The organism is Xenorhabdus sp. PR6a, assembly GCF_028599065.1.
Classification (GTDB): Bacteria; Pseudomonadota; Gammaproteobacteria; order Enterobacterales; family Enterobacteriaceae; genus Xenorhabdus; species Xenorhabdus doucetiae.
On record NZ_JAQRFJ010000001.1, the window covers coordinates 23,160 to 40,329 of the forward strand.

17 protein-coding genes are annotated in these 17,170 nt (G+C 46.6%); 4 read left to right on the forward strand and 13 right to left on the reverse strand.

The genetic code is table 11. The features are described from left to right. Positions 1-21: 21 nt before the first annotated feature. The 8 genes from rseP to rpsB form a co-directional block, all read right to left on the reverse strand. A complete protein-coding gene (gene rseP / locus PSI15_RS00110; RefSeq protein ID WP_273581776.1) occupies positions 22-1,389 on the reverse strand; it encodes a sigma E protease regulator RseP in 1,368 nt (455 codons plus the stop codon). Between the two features lie 9 nt (positions 1,390-1,398). After that, positions 1,399-2,262 (reverse strand): phosphatidate cytidylyltransferase, encoded by an 864-nt coding sequence (gene cdsA, locus PSI15_RS00115; protein ID WP_273581777.1) that lies wholly within the window; start codon positions 2,260-2,262, stop codon positions 1,399-1,401. 9 nt (positions 2,263-2,271) lie between these two features. Then, positions 2,272-2,967 (reverse strand): polyprenyl diphosphate synthase, encoded by a 696-nt coding sequence (gene uppS, locus PSI15_RS00120; RefSeq protein WP_231854523.1) that lies wholly within the window; start codon positions 2,965-2,967, stop codon positions 2,272-2,274. 337 nt (positions 2,968-3,304) lie between these two features. After that, positions 3,305-4,501, reverse strand: a complete 1,197-nt coding sequence (gene ispC, locus PSI15_RS00125) for a 1-deoxy-D-xylulose-5-phosphate reductoisomerase (protein WP_273581778.1) — start codon at positions 4,499-4,501, stop codon at positions 3,305-3,307. Between the two features lie 183 nt (positions 4,502-4,684). Beyond that, complete coding sequence (frr, locus tag PSI15_RS00130) at positions 4,685-5,242, reverse strand: ribosome recycling factor (protein ID WP_273581779.1); 558 nt, start codon at positions 5,240-5,242, stop codon at positions 4,685-4,687. Positions 5,243-5,412: 170 nt separating this feature from the next. Then, positions 5,413-6,141 carry a UMP kinase gene (gene pyrH / locus PSI15_RS00135; RefSeq protein WP_045972502.1) on the reverse strand — a complete coding sequence of 243 codons (729 nt, stop codon included), beginning with the start codon at positions 6,139-6,141 and terminating at the stop codon, positions 5,413-5,415. Positions 6,142-6,284: 143 nt separating this feature from the next. Then, the gene (tsf, locus tag PSI15_RS00140; protein WP_273581780.1) at positions 6,285-7,142 is read right to left on the reverse strand and encodes a translation elongation factor Ts; all 858 of its coding nucleotides are present in this window, start codon (positions 7,140-7,142) and stop codon (positions 6,285-6,287) included. 169 nt (positions 7,143-7,311) lie between these two features. After that, positions 7,312-8,037 (reverse strand): 30S ribosomal protein S2, encoded by a 726-nt coding sequence (gene rpsB / locus PSI15_RS00145; RefSeq protein WP_273581781.1) that lies wholly within the window; start codon positions 8,035-8,037, stop codon positions 7,312-7,314. Between the two features lie 416 nt (positions 8,038-8,453). Between rpsB and map the strand changes: the two genes are divergently transcribed. The 3 genes from map (at position 8,454) to dapD (ending at position 12,947) form a co-directional block, all read left to right on the forward strand. Beyond that, the gene (gene map, locus PSI15_RS00150) at positions 8,454-9,251 is read left to right on the forward strand and encodes a type I methionyl aminopeptidase (RefSeq protein WP_273581782.1); all 798 of its coding nucleotides are present in this window, start codon (positions 8,454-8,456) and stop codon (positions 9,249-9,251) included. A gap of 167 nt (positions 9,252-9,418) precedes the next feature. Then, positions 9,419-12,085, forward strand: a complete 2,667-nt coding sequence (glnD, locus tag PSI15_RS00155; protein ID WP_273581783.1) for a bifunctional uridylyltransferase/uridylyl-removing protein GlnD — start codon at positions 9,419-9,421, stop codon at positions 12,083-12,085. A 37-nt stretch (positions 12,086-12,122) separates the two neighbouring features. Beyond that, the gene (gene dapD, locus PSI15_RS00160) at positions 12,123-12,947 is read left to right on the forward strand and encodes a 2,3,4,5-tetrahydropyridine-2,6-dicarboxylate N-succinyltransferase (protein WP_045972514.1); all 825 of its coding nucleotides are present in this window, start codon (positions 12,123-12,125) and stop codon (positions 12,945-12,947) included. An 81-nt stretch (positions 12,948-13,028) separates the two neighbouring features. On the opposite strand, the gene PSI15_RS00165 is transcribed toward dapD, so the two are convergent. After that, entirely contained in the window at positions 13,029-13,430 is a 402-nt protein-coding gene (locus PSI15_RS00165) for an HVO_A0114 family putative DNA-binding protein (RefSeq protein ID WP_045973690.1), read from the reverse strand. A gap of 565 nt (positions 13,431-13,995) precedes the next feature. Here PSI15_RS00165 and PSI15_RS00175 point away from each other — a divergent pair. Next, entirely contained in the window at positions 13,996-14,382 is a 387-nt protein-coding gene (locus PSI15_RS00175) for a DUF3461 family protein (RefSeq protein WP_045972516.1), read from the forward strand. Between the two features lie 82 nt (positions 14,383-14,464). Here the strand turns inward: PSI15_RS00175 and PSI15_RS00180 are convergent, their stop codons facing one another. From PSI15_RS00180 to syd, 4 genes are all read right to left on the reverse strand, one after another. After that, positions 14,465-14,911, reverse strand: coding sequence for a flavodoxin (locus PSI15_RS00180; RefSeq protein ID WP_273581785.1), 447 nt, complete (start codon positions 14,909-14,911; stop codon positions 14,465-14,467). A 50-nt stretch (positions 14,912-14,961) separates the two neighbouring features. Next, the gene (truC, locus tag PSI15_RS00185; RefSeq protein WP_045972520.1) at positions 14,962-15,714 is read right to left on the reverse strand and encodes a tRNA pseudouridine(65) synthase TruC; all 753 of its coding nucleotides are present in this window, start codon (positions 15,712-15,714) and stop codon (positions 14,962-14,964) included. A 1-nt stretch (position 15,715) separates the two neighbouring features. Continuing rightward, a complete protein-coding gene (locus tag PSI15_RS00190; RefSeq protein ID WP_273581786.1) occupies positions 15,716-16,042 on the reverse strand; it encodes a YqcC family protein in 327 nt (108 codons plus the stop codon). A 570-nt stretch (positions 16,043-16,612) separates the two neighbouring features. Beyond that, positions 16,613-17,164, reverse strand: coding sequence for a SecY-interacting protein (gene syd / locus PSI15_RS00195; RefSeq protein ID WP_273581787.1), 552 nt, complete (start codon positions 17,162-17,164; stop codon positions 16,613-16,615). Positions 17,165-17,170 lie beyond the last annotated feature (6 nt).

Here is a 17,170-nt window from a genome sequence, read left to right on the forward strand (position 1 = left end):
TTTCCTAACTGGTCCCCCACTTTAAAAGCGGGAGAAATCATTGAAAAGTGCAAGCCCCATTAATAACACCAGTAATATAGCACCAATGCGATAACTGAAGTCTTGTACACGCTCGGAGACCGGCCCTCCCTTGATCTTTTCGATCGCAAGGAAAAGCAAGTGTCCACCATCTAGTACAGGTAATGGGAACAAATTAATGATCCCAAGGTTGACGCTAATTAGCGCCAAAAACATTAAATAATACACCAAGCCAGAATCCGCCGATACTCCAGCGCCTTTGGCAATGGAAATCGGGCCGCTCAGGTTATTAAGTTTTACATCGCCCACAATCAATTTGCCGATCATATTGACCGTCAGCTTCATTAATTGCCAAGTCTTGTCTCCTGCCTCATAAATGGCAGAAAAAGGTCCATATTGCTGAATAACCTTGTATTCATCCGCCAATGGAATGATTTTCAGTTCGACGCCAGCAAATCCCTCCTCACGGCCATTGGATACCTTTTTGACTTCGGGGGTCAGAGACAGGGAAATCATTCCGCCTGCTCTCGCAACGTCCAATTTTAGAGGAATATTCGGATTATTCCTGACAAAAGATGAAAAAGTGTGCCATACATCGACATCTTGACCATTGACTTTAACGATCCGATCCCCACTTTGTAAACCCGCTTTTTCAGCGGCTGAAGCAGGATAAACTTTTTCCACTTGTGAACTCAGCCGTGGGACAACCGGCATAATGCCTAAAGACAGCAAAACATCCTGCCTGGCGGGATCGAAGGTCCATTGACGCAAATCCAGTGTTTTTTGCACACGGTTTTCTTGAACATCATCAAACGCGTTCAGGGGTAAGACATCCACTGATACGGATGTTGCACCGACTTTGCCGACCATAGCAAGGCGTACTGAGTTCCAGTCAGAAGTTTCGATACCATTAACGGCTTTTAGTTCCATTCCGGGCAAAATATTTGCCTGCGCAGCGATAGAATTTGGCTTAATATCCAACACGACCGGGCGCACGGATGGCACGCCAATCACAAAAACCAGCCAATAAGCGAACACCGCCAGAATGAAATTTGCGATTGGCCCAGCGCTGACAACGGCCGCGCGCTGGCCAATAGTCTTGTTATTGAATGCCATATGACGACGTTCGGCAGCAACTTCCCCTACCCGCTCGTCGAGCATTTTGACATATCCCCCCAAGGGGATAAGGGCGATAACGTATTCGGTTCCCTGTTTATCTGTCCGACGCCAAAGCACTTTACCAAATCCGATGGAAAAGCGTTCAACGTAGATACCACACCGTCTGGCAACCCAAAAGTGACCAAACTCATGTACTGTGATGAGAACACCCAAAGCAACAATAAATGCAGCCAGATTCCAGAGAATATCCATGACGTACCTTCAGAGAGTAAATCCAGAAGAAATCAGCATAACCAGCCCGGCAAACACCGGAACTGCCGCAGTCAGACTATCAACCCTATCCATGACACCGCCGTGCCCTGGAATCAATTGACTACTGTCTTTGATCCCAGATTCCCGCTTGAACATACTTTCAGCCAAATCACCAAAGACTGAGGCAATCACCACCACCGCAGAAATCAGCAACAGATGTTCTGGCATGGCGGGGACAGGAGCAAATTTACTGAACAGCCACGAAATCAGCGCGGCTGTTAATAACCCGCCGACCAGTCCTTCAAGCGTTTTGCCGGGGGAAACTTTGGGCGCCATTTTATGCCTTCCCAGGGTACGGCCAAAAATATAAGCGCCTGAATCAGCCGCCCATACCAACAGCATGACGTACAACAGCCACCATGCGCCATCATAGGGATTATTTTCATAGCCCTGGGTACGCAGCACCATCATTCCACAATAAAATGGCACGATAGTCAGCACCCCGAATAGCAGACGCAAGACAACTGATGATTTCCAGACGGAAGCAGAAGCCGGATAAGTCACCACCAATAAAATTGCGGCTACCCACCACAGCATACCCGCCCATAATAGATAGACAATTTGTGGTTTATCAATGAGATGAGAAAAATCCGCTAAAGAATATTGCAAGGCCAATAACCCGACCGCACATAACACAGCCAGCGTAATACGTTTAGCCTGAGTGAAGAGACCTGCAAATTGCCCCCATTCCCATGCAGCCAGTGCTGAAACAGCAATGACAACCAGCCCAAACCCAGATGGAGGGAGGAAAAACAGCGCTACAATAACAAGTGGAATCAATATCAACGTAGTTAAAAGACGGTACTTCAGCAAGTTCTCCTCCTATGATCCCACTTTGGCATCGTCTGGTATTGTTCCGCCAAATCGGCGTTCTCGTTTGGCAAAGGCATTAATCGCACCTTCAAAAACAGTTTCATTAAAATCAGGCCAAAGTATATCGGTAAAATACAATTCTGCATAAGCGATCTGCCATAACAGAAAATTACTGATACGATGTTCGCCTCCCGTCCTAATCACCAGATCGACTTCGGGCTGCTGACTTAAATTGATGAAGTTATCAACTGTCGCTTCGGTAATCTCTTCGGGAGTCAATTCATCGGCTTTAATCTTTTCAGCAATCTGTTTAAAACTCTGAATCAAATCCCAACGACCACCATAGTTAGCCGCAATATTAAGGTGCAATCCGGTATTGCCTGCTGTCAATTCCACTGAACGGCGAATACGTTCCTGCAACCGTGAACTGAAACGGCTGATATCACCAATAACAGACAATTTCACATTGTGTTTATGCAGGCTTTTGACTTCATGATCGAGAGCAAAAACAAACAGCTCCATCAATGAACTGACTTCCTGCTGTGGGCGATTCCAGTTTTCGCTGCTAAAAGCATAGAGCGTCAGTGATTCAATGTGGTGTTTCACTGAAAAACTCACAGCACTCCGCACGGCTTTGATCCCTGCGCGGTGGCCAAAAACTCTTAATTTGCCGCGTTTTTCTGCCCAACGACCATTACCATCCATAATGATGGCAACATGTCTGGGCAATGCTGGCAATGAGTCACTATCACTGGGAGATATCACTCAAAATAATCCTTAAATAACTAAGCTGACTTTCTGGTAAACTCAATCACTTCCAAACATGAAAAAGCCGTGTCACGTGTCAGCAATCACCACGGATATCACGGCTATTTTTCGGGTACAACCTGAATGAAAGCCTTTATCTCTGATAGGGTTGCACGCTTATCGATGATTAGAATGTAGGCACCCGATAATTGAAACGGCTATTATAGCAACTATAATTTACCCGCGAACTATATCACTTGCCAAAACGCAAACCTATATTTATTAATAAAATTGGCTATTTGGCGAAGGTGCTTATGGCTTCTCTCGCTAACACTCTGGCTATGTTATCGATTTCTAAGACCTCTTCGATACTTTGCGGTTCAGATAAATTGACTTTTTCAACGACCCGTCGATTGATGGCCGCAATATCGGTGAAACGGATGCCACCTTGCAAAAAAACATCAACGGTTTCTTCATTGGCTGCATTCAACGCCGTTGTTGCCGCCTGTCCTTGATGGCAAGCCTCAATCGCCAATTTCAGACAAGGGTAACGCTGATAATCCAGTGATTCAAAAGTAAGCCTACTCAATTCGGTAAAATCCAGTGGCTTTGCACCCGATGGAATGCGGTTAGGATAGGCCATGGCATAAGCGATGGGGGTACACATATCCTGCGTTCCCAGTTGTGCAATAATGCTGCCATCCTGATAACGGACCATTGAATGGATGACGGATTGAGGATGCAACAATACTTCCATTTCTTCTGCGGAAGCATTGAACAGGTAACGCGCTTCGATATATTCCAGTCCCTTGTTCATCATGGTTGCGGAATCAACCGAAATTTTACGCCCCATTGACCAGATAGGATGGGCACAGGCTTCATCTGGCGTCACGTCAGGCAGTTTATCCAAAGGCGTCTTACGGAACGGCCCGCCAGATCCCGTCAGAATAATACTGGAAATACCGTACTCTTTTAAATTGATATTGCCAAGGTTGTGCTGAACCCCCTCCGGCAGGCTTTGGAAGATGGCATTGTGTTCGCTGTCAATGGGCAGCAATTGCGCGTTATATCGGACAACCGCATCCATAAACAGCCGGCCACTGGTAATCAACGATTCTTTGTTAGCCAACAGCACTTGTTTGCCTTGACGAATAGCGGCCAAGGTCGGCAATAAACCGGCAACGCCGACAATGGCTGACATGACTTGATCGACGTCTTCCAATGCGGCTAAATCACAAATAGCCTCTTTACCGGACAGCACTTCAGTTTGGCTTCCCTGCGCCTGCAATAATCGGCGCAGCGCCTTTGCTGACGGCTCATCGGCCATGGCGGCATATTGCGGGTGAAATTCCAAACATTGCTGTGCCATAACTTCAATATTTTTCCCAGCAACCAGTGCAACAACACTGAATTTCTCCGGGTTATTTCGGACAACAGAAAGCGTACTTTTCCCAATCGAACCCGTTGAGCCAAGAATAGTTAACCGTTTCATTTTTATACTCTAAGTATGCTACTGATATAAAATCGCAATGGAAAATTGCAACAGAGAACCGTCATAGTTTGAGCGGTGCGGATAGCGATGTCCATCGCTTGAGTAAGAAATGTGATAGAAGTGTAATATCCAGGATAAGAACAACGCCGCAAGGGGTGCGGCGTTGTCGGCATGAAGTGGCAATTAGAAATCCATCAACTCAGTTTCTTTATTTGCCAGCGCTTCATCAATTTTCTTAATGAAGCTGTCAGTCAGTTTCTGAATGTCGTCTTGTGAACGACGCTCTTCATCTTCACTGATTTCTTTGTCTTTCAGCAGAGCTTTAACTTTATCGTTCGCATCACGGCGGATGTTACGGATGGAGACACGACCCTGCTCCGCTTCTCCACGCACAACTTTAATCAGATCCTTACGGCGCTCTTCTGTCAGTGGTGGCAATGGAACACGAATAATGGTCCCGGCAGAAGAGGGGTTCAGGCCGAGATCAGAAGCCATAATGGCTTTTTCAACCGCCGTAGTCATGGAACGATCAAATACCGTGATCGCCAACGTGCGGGCATCTTCTGCAACGACGTTGGCAATCTGACGCAATGGAGTCGCAGCACCGTAATATTCAATGCTGATGCCATCCAGCAGACTAGGAGAAGCACGGCCAGTACGAACCTTGCTAATTTGATTTTTCAGTGCTTCGACGCTTTTTTCCATGCGGTCTTGGGCGTCTTTTTTGATTTCATTAATCACGTTACAAACCCTTGGGAGATGGTTATTTTCTAGGCCACACTGCGTAAGTCACCGATAAGTGAGTCAAATACGCTAAAGCGCATGTGGCCCTGTGTCATTACATTTGGCGCATCAGGCCGTGATCATACCGTCAAACTTCACCGATGTCTCTGAGTACAAACGGTGAAAAATCAGCCGTGAGAAATCAACGTACCTTCACTTTCCCCCATCACAACACGACGAAGTGCGCCTGGTTTGTTCATATTAAAGACCCGAATTGGCAGGTTATGGTCACGAGCCAGCGTAAAAGCCGCCAGATCCATCACTTTCAATTCACGCTCCAATACGTCCTGATAAGTGAGTTTATTGTAGAGAACGGCTTCAGGATCTTTGGCAGGATCAGCAGAATAGACGCCATCAACTTTGGTTGCTTTTAACACAACATCCGCTTCGATTTCAATGCCACGCAGACAGGCAGCGGAATCTGTTGTAAAGAACGGGTTACCCGTACCCGCAGAGAAAATAACAACACGACCGTGACGCAATAAGCTGATCGCCTCAGCCCAACTATAATTGTCACACACGCCATTCAGTGGGATGGCGGACATCAAACGCGCGTTCACATAGGCGCGGTGCAAAGCATCACGCATTGCCAGACCATTCATCACCGTCGCCAACATGCCCATGTGGTCACCGACGACACGGTTCATGCCTGCTTCTGCCAAACCGGCACCACGAAACAGGTTGCCTCCTCCAATAACGACACCGACCTGAATACCCAGCTCAACCAATTCTTTGATTTCCTGAGCCATGCGGTCTAAGACGCTGGCGTCGATACCAAAACCTTCTGCGCCTTGCAAGGCTTCTCCACTGAGCTTAAGCAGGATTCTCTGATATACGGGTTTTGCATTGGTTGCCATGGTGTTCAGTCCTAAGCAGATAAGGATATTGGGGATTGATTACGATTCACTCAACGACGACACATCCACGCTATACAGCCCAGATGTCAAAATTCATCATAAGATAAAACAGAACCGCCAATCGGCGGCTCCGTGCAAGAAAATTAAGACTGTTTGCTCATTGCAGCCACTTCGGCTGCGAAATCAGCTTCAACTTTCTCAATACCTTCACCCACTTCGAAGCGGATGAAGTTGATTACTTTAGCATTGTTTTCTTTCAGCAGATCACCAACCGATTTGCTTGGGTCCATCACGAAGTTCTGACCGGTCAGAGAGATTTCGCCGGTGAATTTGTTCATGCGACCAGAAACCATTTTCTCTGCGATTTCGCGAGGCTTACCAGACTGCATGGCGATGTCCAGCTGGATCTGATGCTCACGCTCAACAACGTCAGCAGGAACGTCAGTTGGGTTAACATATTCTGGCTTGCTGGCAGCAACGTGCATAGCGATGTGCTTGATCAGCTCTTCGCTTGCGCCTTCAGCCGCAACCAGAACACCGATACGCGCGCCGTGCAGGTAAGAACCCACAGCTTCACCTTCCAGGATAGCAACGCGACGAATGTTGATGTTTTCACCAATCTTCGCAACCAGATTAGCGCGCTGTTCTTCGAACTTCGCTTTCAGTGCGTCGATGTCAGCGTTTTTGTCTGCCTTAACGGAAGCGATAACTTCTTTACCGAATGCCAGGAAGCCAGCATCTTTAGCAACGAAGTCAGTTTCACAGTTCAGTTCAACGATAGCGGCGAATTTAGCATCAGCTGCAACTTCAACCAGGATAACACCTTCAGCAGCAACACGGCCTGCTTTCTTAGCCGCCTTTGCTTGCCCTGATTTACGCATGTTATCGATAGCCAGTTCGATATCACCATTTGCTTCAACCAGTGCTTTTTTACATTCCATCATGCCTGCGCCAGTACGCTCACGCAGTTCTTTTACCAGAGCAGCGGTAATGTCAGCCATTTGTTTTATTCCTCGATGTGTCTCGCGGGAAGATAATATTCCGCGTGGAAAGTTCTATATCAGATAAAAGTTCTATATCAGATAGATAAAGGGGGCCGTGACAGGCCCCCTAACCAATATATTTCAATACCTGGTCAATAAGGGCTCAAACAAAAATGAGCGTGCCTTATTATTCAGCGTCTACCAGACCTTCTTCAGCCTGAACAGCCAGATCTTGAGAACGACCTTCACGAACAGCGGTAGCTGCGGCGGTCAGGTACAGTTTAACTGCACGGATTGCGTCGTCGTTACCAGGGATGATGAAGTCAACGCCATCTGGATCAGAGTTAGTATCAACAACAGCGAATACAGGGATACCCAGGTTATTGGCTTCTTTGATAGCAATGTGCTCGTGTTCAGCATCGATAACAAACAGAGCATCAGGCAGACCGCCCATGTCTTTGATACCGCCCAGGCTGTTTTCCAGTTTGCCAAGCTCACGAGTACGCATCAGCGCTTCTTTTTTGGTCAGCTTGTCAAAAGTACCGTCCTGAGACTGAACTTCCAGATCTTTCAAACGCTTGATTGACTGACGAACAGTTTTCCAGTTAGTCAGCATACCACCTAACCAACGGTGGTTAACGAAGTATTGGTCACAGCTCAGTGCAGCTTCTTTGACTGCTTCGCTGGCAGCACGCTTAGTACCAACAAACAGAATCTTACCTTTACGGGAAGCGATTTTGTTCAACTCTGCCAGTGCACCATTGAACATTGGAACAGTTTTTTCCAGGTTGATGATATGAACTTTGTTACGAGCACCAAAGATGAAAGGCTTCATTTTTGGGTTCCAGTAACGAGTCTGGTGACCGAAGTGAACGCCAGCTTGCAGCATATCGCGCATGGAAACAGTTGCCATTTTAGACCTCTATAAAGTTAATTGGGGTTATGCCTCCACAGATCCCATGACACCGACTCTTTAACTGCGGGTTATTCGTAACAGACCCTCTCAGATGAAAGCCATTCACATCAATGAATTAACCGCATGAGAGCACCCCGGTGTATGTGCCGATCTGTGTGTGTTATTTACACATAATGAGTTTATTTAGTATCTCTGGCAAATTGCATCAGTTCAGAAACAATTACCTAGAATACCGGCGCGCTTTATACCATAAACCGCCACCAGACTCCAACATTTGTTACAGCAACATGGGCCAGGTTTGAAAGATACGGGTTATATTGGCATCCATTCGGTGGGCTGATACCATTACCAACAACACTTCCTTTAATTAATATCAAATAGTCGGTAATTTTCGACTTAAATGGACCCATTTCATGGCTATTTCTATCAAAACAGAAGAAGACATTCAGAAAATGCGGGTTGCCGGACGTCTGGCAGCCGAAGTTCTGGAAATGATTGAGCCTTATGTTAAGGCAGGTGTCACTACGGGTGAACTGGATCGTCTCTGCCACAAGCACATCACTGAAAAACAGCAGGCTATTTCAGCGTGTCTGGGCTACCACGGCTTTCCTAAATCGGTGTGCATCTCTGTTAATGACGTGGTTTGCCACGGCATTCCCAGCGATGATAAAATCCTGAAAGAAGGGGATATCGTCAATATTGACGTGACCGTCATTAAAGATGAATTCCACGGTGATACATCCAAAATGTTCATTGTTGGCAAGCCAACCATTCAGGGCGAGCGCCTGTGTCGCGTCACACAAGAAAGCCTGTACCTCGCCCTGAAAATGGTCAAGCCCGGCATCCGCCTGCGTGCCATTGGCAAGGCCATTCAGCAATTTGTGGAGAGCCACGATTACTCAGTGGTCCGCGAATACTGCGGTCACGGTATCGGTAAAGGCTTCCACGAAGAACCGCACGTTCTGCACTATGATGCGGATGATGGCGGCGTTGTCTTACAAAAAGGCATGGCATTCACCATTGAGCCAATGGTCAACGCCGGCGATTTTCGTATCCGCAGCATGAAAGATGGCTGGACAGTGAAAACCAAAGATCGCGGTTGGTCTGCCCAGTACGAACACACCCTTGTTGTGACCGATAATGGTTGTGAAATCATGACATGGCGCAAAGAGGAAGAAGCGCATATCTCTGCGGTATTAGTGAACGCGTAATTCCCCGCTAGCGCAATTAATTAAGGCTTCCGGCCAACTCACAGGGAGCCTTAATCGCTGGCAATAATGCCTGTTCATCCTTTCATTTTCTCAGTAATCTGGTCATCGTGGTCTGTTTCCTCATGGGCTTTCTCATACATGGGCTTTCTCATAATAGGTTTCTGCATATGCCAGTCGATATCTCCTTAGCGCAAGCACCTGTTCCTCCCCTTTCGCCGGTGGAATTTTCCCACGATGATCTGCAATTTCCTGCTCTTAAACAGCATATTGATGAATTTCAGCTATGGCTTGAGCAGGCATTCAAGGCCGGCATTTCGCCGGATGCGCTGATTTACACCCGCAGCGACTATATCGATCAGCTTTTAAAGCGACTCTGGCAGGAACAGGGGTTTGACCAGATAACTTCCCTTTCACTGATTGCCGTAGGGGGCTATGGCCGCCGGGAATTACATCCTCTCTCTGACATTGACCTGTTGATTCTGAGTGAATCACCATTGACTGAGGAGCAATCAACTCGTCTCGGACAACTGATTGCCCTGCTTTGGGATATCCGCCTTGAAGTCGGCCATAGTGTCAGGACATTCGAAGAATGCCAGCAAAAAGGGCTTTCCGATCCGACTATCGCGACTAACCTGATTGAATCCCGCTTAATTTGTGGGGACTTACCACTATTTCTGCGATTGCAGAAATATATTTTCAGCGATGATTTTTGGCCGTCAGCTCAATTTTTCGCCGCAAAAATTGCGGAACAACAAGAACGCCATCAACGCTATCACAGTACCAGTTACAATCTGGAGCCTGATATCAAAAGCAGCCCCGGCGGGTTACGCGATATTCACACCTTACTTTGGGTTGCTCACCGCCATTTTGGCGCCACCTCCTTAGATGAAATGGTCAATTTTGGTTTTCTGACCCAAGAAGAACGCAACGAACTGAACGAATGTCAGGCGTTTCTCTGGCGCATCCGGTTTGCGCTTCATCTGGTTGTTAACCGTTATGATAATCGGCTGCTGTTTGAACGCCAGTTCAGTGTCGCTCAACTGCTCGGCTATGAAGGGGAAAGAAATCAGCCTGTCGAGCGAATGATGAAAGATTTTTATCGCATGACCCGTCGCGTCAGTGAGCTGAATAACATGCTGCTGCAACTGTTTGATGAAGCCATTTTGGCCTTGCAGCCCAATGAGAAACCCCGTCCCCTGAATACCGAGTTTCAATTGCGGGGAAACCTGATCGATCTCATTGATGCAACCCTGTTTAGTCGTGATCCCACGTCAATATTGCGCATGTTTTACCACATGGCTGAATATCGTGATATTCAGGGGATCTATTCGACGACACTGCGCCAACTGCGTTATGCCCGCAGAAACCTGAGCACGCCTTTGTGTGAGTTCCCCGCCGCCCGAAAAATTTTTATGGCTATCCTGCGCCATCCCCATGCCGTTGCCGGGGCATTACTCCCCATGCACCTGCATAGCGTATTAGGCGCTTATATGCCATTTTGGAGCAACATTGTCGGCCAGATGCAGTTCGACCTTTTTCATGCTTATACGGTTGACGAACACACCATCCGCGTACTGCAAAAACTGGAAAGTTTTGCTGATGAAAACAACCGTGTTATCCACCCGTTGTGTGTTGAACTTTATCCGCGTCTTCCTCAACCAGAGTTGTTGCGGCTGGCAGCGTTTTTCCATGATATTGCCAAAGGGCGCAATGGTGATCATTCAGAGCTTGGTGCCAAAGATGCTTTCGTATTCGTCCAACAACATGGTCTGACCAACCATGAAGCAGAATTAGTGGAATGGCTGGTTCGCGATCATTTACTGATGTCAGTGACAGCGCAGCGTCGGGATATCCAAGATCCCGACGTCATCCAGCAATTTGCCGGCCAGGTTAAAAATCAGAACCGGCTTAATTATTTAGCCTGCCTCACCGTCGCAGATATTTGTGCCACCAACGCCAAACTCTGGAATAGCTGGAAACAGAGCCTGATACGCGAACTCTATTTCGCCACGGAAACCCAATTGCGCCAAGGGATTCAAAATACCCCTGATTTACGGGAACGTATCCGCAATAATCGCTTGCAGGCATTGACGCTTCTGCAACAAGAGAATATTGATGAACAGCGGTTACACCATATCTGGAGCCGTTGCCATGCGGACTATTTCCTGCGCCATACCCCTGACCAATTAGCATGGCACGCCAGCCACTTAGTCCACCACACCATCCACCCAACGTCTCTGGAACCCATGGTGCTCATCAGCACCGCGTTTTCTCACGGCGGAACAGAAATTTTTATCTGGTGCCAAGATCGGCCTTCGCTTTTTGCAGCCGTCGTTGGCGAATTGGACAAGCGTAATTTAAGTGTTCACGATGCTCAAATCTTCACGAATCGGGATGAAATGGCGATGGATACCTTTGTTGTTTTGGAGCCTAACGGCCATCCACTGGCGTTTGACCGCCACGAACCTATCCGGCGAGCCTTACTGAAAGTCGTGAACGATCCTCATCCTAAAGTACCAAAGGCACGCAATCTGCCTGCCAAACTGCGTCATTTTAACGTTCCAACCAAGGTTAACTTTTTACCAAGCAAAAATGCTCGCCGTACTTATATGGAATTGGTCGCGTTGGATCAGCCCGGATTATTGGCACGGGTGGGGAATATTTTCGCTGAATTAGGTATTTCCCTGCACGGCGCCCGCATTACGACCATCGGTGAACGTGTCGAAGACTTTTTTGTCTTAGCGGATAAAGATCAAAACGCATTACATCAAAAAATAAGGGATGAATTATCAGAAAGGTTGACAGAAACCCTCGACACACGGGATAAACTATAACAAAACTCTCTTAACAGAAATTAGGAACCGCATACTCATGCTGCAATTACAAACGACTATCGAAACTGCGTTTGAAAACCGCGTAAACATCACTCCAATGACGGTTGACAATGCAACCCGCGCTGCCATCAATCAGGTTATTCAAATGCTGGACAGCGGCAAACTACGGGTCGCCGAAAAAGTCGATGGAAAGTGGATAACGCATCAATGGTTGAAAAAAGCGGTACTGCTTTCCTTCCGCATTAATGACAATCAGGTGATGGAAGGCGCTGAAAGCCGCTATTTCGATAAAGTCCCGATGAAATTTGCTGACTATGATCAGGCACGTTTCGAAAAAGAAGGATTCCGTGTCGTGCCTCCTGCGGCGGTCCGCCAAGGTGCCTATATCGCCCGCAACACCGTCTTGATGCCCTCTTACGTCAACCTCGGTGCTTACGTGGATGAAGGCAGCATGGTAGACACTTGGGCCACCGTCGGCTCCTGTGCCCAAATCGGTAAAAATGTCCACTTATCCGGCGGTGTTGGTATTGGTGGCGTTCTGGAGCCATTGCAGGCCAACCCAACCATTATCGAAGACAACTGCTTTATCGGCGCACGCTCTGAGATTGTCGAAGGCGTTATCGTCGAAGAAGGCTCCGTGATCTCAATGGGTGTTTACATCGGCCAAAGCACCAAAATCTATGATCGCGAAACCGGTGAAGTCCATTATGGCCGCGTCCCTGCGGGTTCTGTCGTGGTATCCGGTAACCTTCCGTCGAAAGATGGCAGTTACAGCCTGTATTGCGCCGTTATCGTGAAAAAGGTTGATGCCAAGACCCGCGGCAAGGTGGGGATTAATGAGCTACTGAGAAATATTGATTAAATTTAAAAATAACCGAGCCACCCCTTTGGGTGGCTATAGCCATAAAGAATATCTATAAAAAAAACAGCATATTATTCACATTCAAGCCGCTTTTTTCCCTTTTGAACAGGCTTTCATAATCCTTTCAGTCAGATCCTGCTCAATCTTTATTTCAAAGTCGGTAAATAAAGCAATGGGTTTGACATTTTTTCCATTCTTTTCCAACCGCACAAGGCCATGCCGATTAAGTGTTTTTAACGTAGTAGACAAATTGCTCGGTTTTCTTCCTGAAAGCCCGGAAAGTTCGGCTATGGTTTCTGGCTTTTGCTCATCCATCATACGAAGTAAAGCAATGTTGTTTTCACTCAATACTTGTGCCAGTGCTATCATAGACGTAAACCAAACCTTAGGTTCATCGGGTTGTGGTTTATATTCACCCTTAGCGATTGCCAATATACGTTTACGAATAAGCTCTTCATTCATTACGCCGATGAGTGCTTTCATTTTGCTAACCTCTAGATTCTCTCTCAGCTATGACTTCATCAATTTTAGCGAAAAAGTCCTCAATTAATTGGTAAGGTGACGTGAATTCATAGGGCACTCCTCTATCATGCGAGTTTCTGTGCATATGATCGTACACTATGCGTCCCTTATATTTTCCTTTCTTAGGCGCAGAAATGGCATGGGCGTTATCGATACCCAATACTCTGGTATTGTGCTTATCATGCAATGTCAGATTGTACCTGATTCCATGAGGTATCATCTTGGTTTTACTGACTGTCCATGCCCTTATTTCCCACCAGTAACCGTCATCCCTGTTAACTCGTTGGCAATGAAGGTCTAATAAAATTTCTAGTCCATGTTCATAATCCACGATTAAAGCTCCATTTTTATTATGAGCTAATCATATGTATATTGATTAGTGATTTCAAGCAATGTATTTGTTTTAATTTTTATGTGGATACGCTTAAATCCCATTAACCCATTGACTTTTAACGATAACGAAATGGATAATAAATCCACTATTTTTTGCCTTTTCCATTTCATTTAGATGACTAGGTGGCGCGCTATGTACGATAATCTGAAAAGTTTGGGGATCACACATCCTGAAGATATTGATCGCTATAGCCTCCGTCAGGAAGCGAATAACGATATTCTGAAGATTTATTTCCGCAAGGATAAGGGCGAATTCTTCGCCAAGAGCGTTAAATTTAAGTACCCACGCCAGTTAAAGACCATCTCTGACGATCATTCAAGCCAAGGTTACAAAGAAATCAAGGAGATCAATACTAACCTGCGTTATGTGATTGAAGAGTTGGATCAGATTTGCAAACATGATCAGATTGAAGTGGATTTGAAACACAAGATCCTCGACGACTTACGTCATCTTGAACATGTCGTGGCAAATAAGATTGCAGAAATTGAAGCCGATTTGGAAAAGCTGACCCGTAAGTAATGGTATCCGCTTGTCATACACCGCTTATCCGCCCAAATTCTCGAACCCGATAAAGGCCTAAGCGGTGTAGTAAATCACTGATTTACAACAACTTCCCCCACTCCTCAATCCAGCCTTGGGCAAAGACTTCAGGTTCAGCGACCTCAATAGCATCAATCTGCAATATCCCACCGATGCGCTTGGCGCCCTGTTCCTGTAACAGGTTATCAAATGTGCAGCCACCGCCACAAAAAGTGTCGTAACTACTGTCGCCCAGCGCAATCACGCCATAGCTCAGATCGGGCTGGTAGCCCAATTTATCGTTCAATTCGCTATACAGCGGCTGAATATTGTCAGGCAGATCGCCTTGCCCCGTGGTTGAGGTCACCACTAAGACAACTTGCTGCAAATACGGTTGCCATTGCGCTAAAGTTGCCTCTTCAAAAATGGCAACCTCATGTCCTTGCTGCTCTAGGATCTGCTGCGCTTCTTCCGCAATCGCCAGCGCATTGCCATAAACTGTACCAACGAAAATACCAATTTTTGCCATAAATATTGATCTCTTTAACCGGTTTGATACTGTGTTCATTCATGATGTGTTCATTCACGAATAGTAAGACATTCCAGATCAGGCACAATACCCTGCCAGCCAAACTGTTCAAGCAAATGCTGCCATGATGGGTCCCAGCGCGCAGTCAGAAGAAGACTCTCTCCTGTCACAGGATGCTTGAGTTGAAGCCGGCTGGCATGCAGCATTAACCTGCCAGTCTGATAATATTTAGCAACACCGCGATTTTGTCGCAAATCGCCGTGCGTAGTATCCCCAATGATCGGATGTCGAATATGCGCCATGTGCCGCCGCAATTGATGCTTCCGGCCGGTTTTTGGCATCAACGCCAACAAACTGAAACGTGATGTCGGATAACGCCCTATCTCAACCGGACATTCGACTTGTGCCAATGAACGGTAATAAGTCACGGCGGGTTGCGCGGCCCTGTCTGTATCCGCAAATTTATCCGCAATTTTATCCAACTCCTCCATTAGGGCGTAGTCGATCATATCATCACCTTCAACATAACCCCGTACAACGGCATGATACGTTTTTTGTATCTCGTGGCATTCAAATTGTTGTGACAGTGTTCTGGCGACTTCGCTTGAAAGCGCCATTAACAGCACCCCCGATGTCGGCCTGTCCAGACGATGGACCGGGAAAACATGCTGCCCAATTTGATCACGCAATGTCTGCATCACAAAAACCGTCTCATGGCGAGCCAGCCAGCTACGGTGAACTAACCAGCCGGCAGGCTTATTGACGGCAACAATATGCTCATCCTGATAAATAATCTCCAGCATATCAGGTATCCTGCGTAAACAGGTTGTCCAACGCCCGCAAATGTTCAAGCAGAGGGAAATAACGCTCGGCTTCTTCTTTATAAACTTCTTCAAAGTAGGGAGCGATGGCGAATGCCGCCGGCAAACAGGCTTTTTGCTCTATCAGGGCGCGCATTCTTGGGATTAACACCCACTGGAGCCACTCGCCTGCTGACATCGTATCAATGGAAAAAGGTTCGGTACTTTCAAAGGCTTCGGGTTTAGGCGGATAATCCTGCCATAGGCCCACCATTTTCAGGGCCGCTTCAATTAACTGTAATTTATGTAGAATTTGTGTCTCGATACTCATGATGTTTCGTCTGATGCTTATCTGTTGCTCAGATGACAGAAACTGCCACCACGTCATTGGGACGTAGAGTATCATTGATACGATTTCAGCGGAAAAGTTACGGTAGGAAAAGTTGCGGCAATTTAAGTGAAGTAAGAGGAGAGATTTTACCTCTCCTCTTGAGTGGCTGTCATAGCAATCCTGCTACTTGGGGTATTTCCTGTTTATTTCCCTGACAAAATACATCCCTGTCAGATATCCTTTATTCAATCATTATACTGATAGTTTTTAGCCTTCCTGCCTGTACCTAATCATCCTTGTACCATCTTCCCGATGGATTTATTCCCTGGTTATTGTTGTGCAGTGGTTCCTTGCGGAACAGTGAAAGGATCTACGATTCGGGCTGTTGAAACAAGCCACTGAATCCGTATCGTCAGAGAAATGGCAATATGAACACTCAGATAACATCACGCATTCTATTGATATAAAATAGAAATAATTTTATCGAATAATATTCACGCCATGATTAAAAGAGATATCTCACGCGGGATGTGAGATATCTCTTACAAAAAACCCAACCAATATCTGCAATTAACTGCACATGACAGGTGTGATAACCGCAAGGAAACTGGCCAAATCTGCGGCTAATGTTCTCCTTTCATGGCTGCCAAACTGTTCAAGCATCACTTGCCCGGTCAAATTACACACCGAAATTAACCCCATCTCGGTATCCGTCGTGCCAATAAATACGGTCGGTGAAAGTTTTAACCGCTCCTGGGTAACAAGGTGACCAATCAAGTTTTCCTGCAAGCGAATAAAATCGTCTTCGCTCCATACCTGAATCAAGCTGAAATTTTGCCCGGCAAAACTGGCGGCCATATCACCCGCCAACTGCGTCGCATAATAATCATGGATAGCGTCCTGCAAACGGATCTCCAGCGCAATTTCTACCTTACTGAGTTTTTCTGACACAGAAAATGGCCGGGGAAGCCAATGCACCACATCTTCTCCCGTGCGCTCAATACAGGGTGAAGGTACGCCATACAATGCACTACTGGCCGGCGGAAACCCCGTTTTCTCTTGCCATAATTCAACATAACGTCGGGTAAAGTCAGAGAGTGCCTCTGTCACATTAAAGGTCATATGCTT